The sequence below is a fragment of the Vibrio genomosp. F10 str. 9ZD137 genome (assembly GCF_049974785.1).
In the GTDB taxonomy this organism is placed as follows: Bacteria; Pseudomonadota; Gammaproteobacteria; order Enterobacterales; family Vibrionaceae; genus Vibrio.
Genome location: NZ_JBNGCJ010000468.1, coordinates 1 through 5944 on the forward strand (window position 1 = coordinate 1; position 5944 = coordinate 5944).

At 44.3% G+C, this 5944-nt stretch carries 8 protein-coding genes; 4 read left to right on the forward strand and 4 right to left on the reverse strand.

The annotated features are described in order from the left end of the window. Together ACP45E_RS11225 and ACP45E_RS11230 are read left to right on the forward strand one after the other, a co-directional pair. A partial coding sequence (locus ACP45E_RS11225) for an FAD-dependent monooxygenase (protein WP_198927713.1) occupies positions 1–540 on the forward strand: 540 nt, incomplete at its 5' end. 21 nt (positions 541–561) lie between these two features. Further along, complete coding sequence (locus ACP45E_RS11230) at positions 562–1788, forward strand: FAD-dependent 2-octaprenylphenol hydroxylase (RefSeq protein WP_017036565.1); 1227 nt, start codon at positions 562–564, stop codon at positions 1786–1788. A gap of 79 nt (positions 1789–1867) precedes the next feature. Here the strand turns inward: ACP45E_RS11230 and ACP45E_RS11235 are convergent, their stop codons facing one another. The 3 genes from ACP45E_RS11235 to ygfZ all read right to left on the reverse strand — a co-directional run bounded on the left by ACP45E_RS11235 (position 1868) and on the right by ygfZ (position 4082). Further along, entirely contained in the window at positions 1868–2074 is a 207-nt protein-coding gene (locus tag ACP45E_RS11235; protein ID WP_017036566.1) for a DUF1107 domain-containing protein, read from the reverse strand. A gap of 564 nt (positions 2075–2638) precedes the next feature. Next, positions 2639–3118: an aminoacyl-tRNA deacylase gene (locus ACP45E_RS11240; protein WP_017036567.1), complete on the reverse strand. Its 480-nt coding sequence runs from the start codon at positions 3116–3118 to the stop codon at positions 2639–2641. After that, complete coding sequence (gene ygfZ, locus ACP45E_RS11245; RefSeq protein ID WP_017038103.1) at positions 3111–4082, reverse strand: tRNA-modifying protein YgfZ; 972 nt, start codon at positions 4080–4082, stop codon at positions 3111–3113. Before ygfZ ends, ACP45E_RS11240 begins: the two co-directional genes overlap by 8 nt. A gap of 226 nt (positions 4083–4308) precedes the next feature. Between ygfZ and ACP45E_RS11250 the strand changes: the two genes are divergently transcribed. Together ACP45E_RS11250 and ACP45E_RS11255 are read left to right on the forward strand one after the other, a co-directional pair. Beyond that, complete coding sequence (locus ACP45E_RS11250; RefSeq protein WP_017036569.1) at positions 4309–4569, forward strand: succinate dehydrogenase assembly factor 2; 261 nt, start codon at positions 4309–4311, stop codon at positions 4567–4569. Then, on the forward strand, positions 4541–4942 hold the full coding sequence (locus tag ACP45E_RS11255; protein WP_017036570.1) for a protein YgfX: 402 nt from the start codon (positions 4541–4543) through the stop codon (positions 4940–4942). The genes ACP45E_RS11250 and ACP45E_RS11255 overlap by 29 nt, the downstream gene beginning before the upstream one ends. A 53-nt stretch (positions 4943–4995) precedes the next feature. Here the strand turns inward: ACP45E_RS11255 and ACP45E_RS11260 are convergent. Next, on the reverse strand, positions 4996–5944 hold a 949-nt coding region (locus tag ACP45E_RS11260), incomplete at its 5' end, for an FAD-binding protein (RefSeq protein ID WP_141707303.1).

Below are 5944 nucleotides of genomic sequence, written 5' to 3' on the forward strand. Positions count from 1 at the left end.
GCTTTGCTGCCAATGAGTAATCATCGGCTGTCGGTAGTATGGTGCTTGTCTCCTGAGCGTGCAGAGGAAGTACTGTCACTGAATAATGAGTCGTTTCTTGAACAGTTACAAAACGAGTTTGGGTGGAGGCTAGGGCCGTTTACTAAAGTCGGAGAGCGGGCGAGTTACCCTCTGGTTCTTCGCCATAGACAGCGAAATGCAACTCACCGCATTGTCGCGGTTGGGAATGCAGCTCAAACGTTACACCCCATTGCAGGGCAAGGTTTTAATCTGGGTATTCGCGATGTCGCCAGCTTGGTTGAAGAAATCATGTTATCCCCATCTGACCCTGGCTGTTATGGGGTGTTGAACGCTTATATGAAGCGTCGACAGATTGACCGTGATACCACCATATCCATGACTTCGGGACTTGTGCATACATTTTCAAATGACTTACTGCCAATGCGCATCGGTCGAAATCTTGCTTTAATGGCGATGGATAATCTCTCCATGCTGAAAGCTCCATTATTACGAAGAACATTAGGTATCGTTAAGCGATAACAAATATAAGGTAATTGAAATATGATGCAAAGTGTCGATATCGCCATCGTTGGTGGAGGCATGGTTGGATTAACTCTTGCTGCTGCGTTTAAAGATACCGCACTAAGAGTGGCGGTGATTGAAGGGCACACTCCGGACCTCTCGTTGCAAGAACTGCCTGATGTAAGAGTCTCTGCTTTAAGCCGTTCCAGTGAAACCATATTGAAAAATGTAGGAGCGTGGGAAGGAATACAACAGCGCCGTTTATCGCCTTATGTGGGCATGGAAGTGTGGGAGCAAGACAGTTTCGCTCGAATAGAATTTGAAGCTCAGCAGCATTCACAACCTAATTTAGGCCATATTGTCGAAAATCGGGTGATTCAGCTAGCACTGTTGGAAAAAGTAAAACAGCAAAGCAACGTGTCATTGTTTATGCCGAATACGTGTTTAAGTATTGCCGTTGGTGAAAGTGAAGCTTGGTTATCGTTAGATAATGGTCAATCGTTAACGGCTAAATTGGTGGTTGGCGCAGACGGAGCGAACTCGTGGGTAAGAAATCAGCTTGATATTCCACTAACGCATTGGGACTACGGGCACAGTGCCATTGTGGCGAATGTGAAAACGGCAGAGCCGCACGCGTCTATTGCTCGTCAGGTGTTTACACCGCTGGGACCATTGGCTTTTTTACCCATGTCTGATCAACACATGAGTTCGATTGTTTGGTCAACGGATCCAAGCCGTGCTGAACAATTAGTGAAAATGTCGGATGAAGAATTTAACAAGTCATTGACTGCAGAGTTTGACCATCGGCTTGGGCTTTGTGAAGTGGTAGGCGAACGCTCAGCATTTCCACTACGAATGCGTTACGCGAGAGATTTTGCTTTAGATAGAGTCGCTCTAGTCGGGGATGCTGCACACACTATTCACCCGTTGGCTGGTCAAGGTGTAAACCTTGGATTGCTGGATGCTGCGAGCTTAGTACAAGAGATCAAAGCTCTTTGGTCGCAAGGAGAAGATATTGGAAGCAAACGCAACTTACGCAGTTATGAGCGTTGGAGAAAGTCAGAAGCGGCAAAAATGATCGCTTCAATGCAGGGTTTCAAAGATCTCTTTGAAGGGGATAATCCAGCGAAAAAACTGATCCGCGGTATCGGGATGAAGTTAACCAGCCATCTTCCTGGAGCAAAAGATGAAATAATGAAGCGAGCGTTAGGTTTAAAAGGGCATTTGCCGGAGTTAGCCAAAGGATCGAGCAAGATCGTGTCGTAGCGGTTTCATCGCTTTATGAAGGTTGCTTTTGAATGAAAAAGGGTTGGCACATGGCCAACCCTTACTAATTTTTTAAGCCTTACGCGTAAGCACAACGTAGTTTTTTGATTTCCCCGTTCACTTCTTTAACCGCTTGAAAATGACGACTATCGGCACGCTCTGGTAAGATGAGCTTTCCGTTATCAAATTCAAACTTCCCTACACCGTAGATGTAGATTTTCCCCTTGAAAAGCCGACTAATGTGTTTAGCAATCATACTTGGCGTATAGCGCTTAAACAGTCTCATAAAATGATATCCTTATTATTCTTCTAGCAGTGCGAATTATATAAACTTCCCTCTCATATTGTTGTGATAAGGCGAGAGGATTATGCATATTCAACTGATATATTTGGATATTTGTGCTGCCTTAGGCAGATATTAAGACAAATACCCGAGTTAGCGTGATGGGCTCCCCAAAGTTAATCAAAGCGATGAACCAAGCCACCTAACTCTGCGACCTATTTAGCCGGAAAATTGTGACATTTTTAAGAATAGCGTGCATTTCATAAAAGAGTGTTAATTTTTTGTAAATAAAAATTAAAAAAATGCCCGCTACAGAATGAACGGGCGAATAGTCACAGATGCATTACACAAAAAGTGGATGTCCTGAAACAATCAGTGGATACACTTTTTTGTTGGAGAAGGCGTTAAGCGAATGAATGTTCGCTTCAACATTTAACCAACAGGTATAGTCTACGGTAAAAATCACCCTGTGACTATTTATGTTTTATTTGTGAATAAAAATTCCAAAATTGGTGTTCGTACTTTAGATTGGCATCGCAATAAAATGTAACGTTACATTGTTGCGCTTTAATTATTGCGACAAATTGGCGCAATGGTTGGCTGGCACAGCGCGATCAGTTCATCACTGCGTAATGAAAGGCCTAGCATGGCATGACCGCTGCTGATGGTAATGAGCGTTTGATGCGTCAATTGCACATCAAACACGACGGGTATTGGAGTCTTAAGTAATAAAGGAGAGACGGTACCAGGCTGATAACCCGTAATCAGAGCCACACTGTTTGAATCGACGCAGGTCATGCGTCGGCAATTTAATAGGCTTCGTACTTTTTTAGGGTCGACACTTTGATCACCGGGGACGCAGGCTAAAGTGTATTGATTACCCATATCCCTTAATACAATACTCTTCACCATTTGTTCAGGGCGTACACCACGCTGTTTTGCCGTATCTTCAATCGTTATTGTGGCGTGCTGTTGAGGCAGCAAGCGGTAATCCACTTGCTGCTGATCAAGATAACGAGTGACAGGGGTCGATATGGGTTTATTCATCATCAAGTGAATAAGGAAGTGTTTGTAATGACCACGAATGTTCGGGCTGTTCTTTAAGCCTAAATTGGGTATCTGATTCTAGCTCCTTGGATGCAATGATGAGCCCCATGGCTTGTCCATTTTCAAATTGATAATGGCTGAGCAATTCCCCCGCAGAACGCCAATTTTCTCCAACAGCACGTTCAAGGCTTATTGAATCGAAACGAGAAAGCGGCTCTTCTGTCGTGCCAGTTACCACATACATTGCTCGCTTATTGATGCCTCTATACTTGGCTCTTGCAACGGTTTCTTGCCCGGTGTAACAGCCTTTTGAGAAGCTAATGCCACCCAGAGCATGAAGATTAAGCGCTTGAGGTATGTGGGTGTTTTGAATGGCTTCATCAACATAGGGCAGCGCAGCTTCAATATCAAAACGTGTCCATAGCTCTTCGGTGACTTTTTCGGCATCACTATTATTCACTAGGTCTACAGCGGCTTCTGGTGTGATCAGTAATAACCAGCGTTGCTGATCTATTTTAATGGCTGTTCCACCGTTAATAGGCCTAACATCACCCGTTTCTTGGCTTAATGTGTCTATCCATTCTTGGGCATTGGGGCCCATGATACCCAACGGAATATCTTGAGATTGGTTAATCTCAACTTTAGCAAAAATAGCGTACTTTTTGATCTCTGATAGTTCTGTTTTGATGGCACTGCTGGGTTGAAACATTGCGTAGCCATTGTTGTGATGAAACAAGCGAAAAATACTCCATACTTTTCCCTTTGCATCACAATGGGCACCAAAGGTCGATTGATCTTTCTTTAAACCTACGACGTCACAGGTTACTTGACCTTGTAAGTACGATTTTTTGTCATCACCCATCATGGTTATCGCTCCCCACGAACTTAGGTGGGTTAGCATTAATGATGGTAGCGAGGTTTCAGGTGAGATTGAAAGTGTATTGAATTGTTGCTGCCAGTCCATGTTATCGTCCTAGATACAAGTGTGAGAGGTTTCTTCCTCTATGGTAATCTCAGTTCATGTTTAGGTCCATTCAAGAATCAGAATCAGAATCAGAATCAGAGGGCTACGGCGATACAATGTCGATAATCTTTTTTGTTCGAGAGAAAGGACTGTGACTGGGATAATAGTTGTCTGCCGCAGGGATTGGTACACTCGTTGCCAGTGAATACACAGTAGGGAATCATCCATGTACACCACAGAACAAAAAGCACGCGTTAAGTGGGCATGTCGTCGAGGAATGCTAGAACTTGATGTCGTTATTATGCCTTTTTTTGAAGAGTGCTTTGAATCGTTAAACTTTAATGAACAGCAAGACTTTGTTTCTCTGCTTGAATGTGATGATCCAGATCTCTTCACATGGGTTATGGGTCATGGCCGCAGTGAGAACCTAGGCCACGCATCTATCGTGGATAAAATTGTTGCCCATAACCTCTCAAAAGTTCGTTAACGCGACAGCGAAACCTTCTTTTTATGCCCTCGCTATTAATACCATTTTCTTGTTATTGATGGCGTGGCTAGTGATTATTTCTTCCATCCCTCTCGTTCTTACTTTTATTTTATTGTTGTCTCTGATCTTGGTCTTTTGGCATTCAGGCTTTATGCCGCGTTCTATTCGTGGAGAGTTCCGTCTGAGCGAACATGGTGTACTGGAGTATCAACAGAAAAAATACCTAATCAGATACGCTGTTTTAAATGTTGCGTTTGTGGGGGTGGTTCTCCACTTCGCAGACAATCAACGCTTTCTATTATGGAGAGACAGTGTTTCTGATGATGAATATCGCAAACTGCTCGTGGAAATAAGAAAAGCGCACCACGAATAGTTTCAGGATGCGCTTTTGAGATTGGGAAAGGGAGAGTTCAGACGACTGAAACTCTAAGGTGCATTCTTGGTGTTCGGATCCAGAATGGTTGGACCGCTCTCTTGTGCTAACTCAGGGTAATCCAATGTGTAGTGCAGGCCTCGACTTTCTTTACGTTGCATCGCACAACGAACCATCAATTCCGCTACTTGGAGTAAGTTTCTCAGTTCCAAGAGATTGTTTGACACTCTAAAGTGGCTGTAATACTCATGGGTTTCTTGCTGCAACAATTGAATACGGCGTAGTGCTCGCTCTAAACGCTTGTCGGTACGTACAATGCCCATGTAATCCCACATAAATAGACGCAACTCGTGCCAGTTATGTTGTATAACGACCTCTTCATCTGAATTGCTCACCTGGCTTTCATCCCATGCCGGTAAGGTAGTTGGCATGCTCGCTTGGTCTATTTGATCAACGATATTTTTGGCAGCAGCCCAGGCGTACACCACACATTCAAGCAATGAATTTGACGCCATACGGTTTGCCCCATGAAGGCCTGTATAACTGACTTCACCAATCGCATACAATTGAGAGAGATCCGTTTTTCCCGATTGATCGACAATAACCCCTCCGCAGGTATAGTGTGCGGCTGGGACAATCGGAATGGCTTCCTTAGTCATATCAATACCAAGATCTTGCAAACGCATATGAATGGTCGGGAAGTGTTTTTCGATAAAGTCGGCCGGTTTGTGGCTGATATCGAGATACATACAATCGGCGCCTAGGCGCTTCATTTCAAAATCGATCGCTCTGGCAACGACGTCTCGAGGGGCGAGTTCACCGCGCTCATCAAAATCTTTCATGAAGCGAGTACCATCGGGGCGTAGCAGATAAGCGCCTTCGCCACGAAGTGCTTCCGTTAGTAGGAAGTTTCGCGCTTCTGGGTGAAACAGACAGGTTGGATGAAACTGATTAAACTCTAAGTTCGCGACTCGACAACCGGCTAGATCGGAAGAGCGGTTC

Bases quoted from the DNA above. Each gene is read 5' to 3' on its own strand.
- ACP45E_RS11230 (WP_017036565.1), top strand. From the start codon at position 562: ATGATGCAAAGTGTCGATATCGCCATCGTTGGTGGAGGCATGGTTGGA.
- ACP45E_RS11235 (WP_017036566.1), bottom strand. From the start codon at position 2,074: ATGAGACTGTTTAAGCGCTATACGCCAAGTATGATTGCTAAACACATT.
- ACP45E_RS11240 (WP_017036567.1), bottom strand. From the start codon at position 3,118: ATGAATAAACCCATATCGACCCCTGTCACTCGTTATCTTGATCAGCAG.
- ygfZ (WP_017038103.1), bottom strand. From the start codon at position 4,082: ATGGACTGGCAGCAACAATTCAATACACTTTCAATCTCACCTGAAACC.
- ACP45E_RS11250 (WP_017036569.1), top strand. From the start codon at position 4,309: ATGTACACCACAGAACAAAAAGCACGCGTTAAGTGGGCATGTCGTCGA.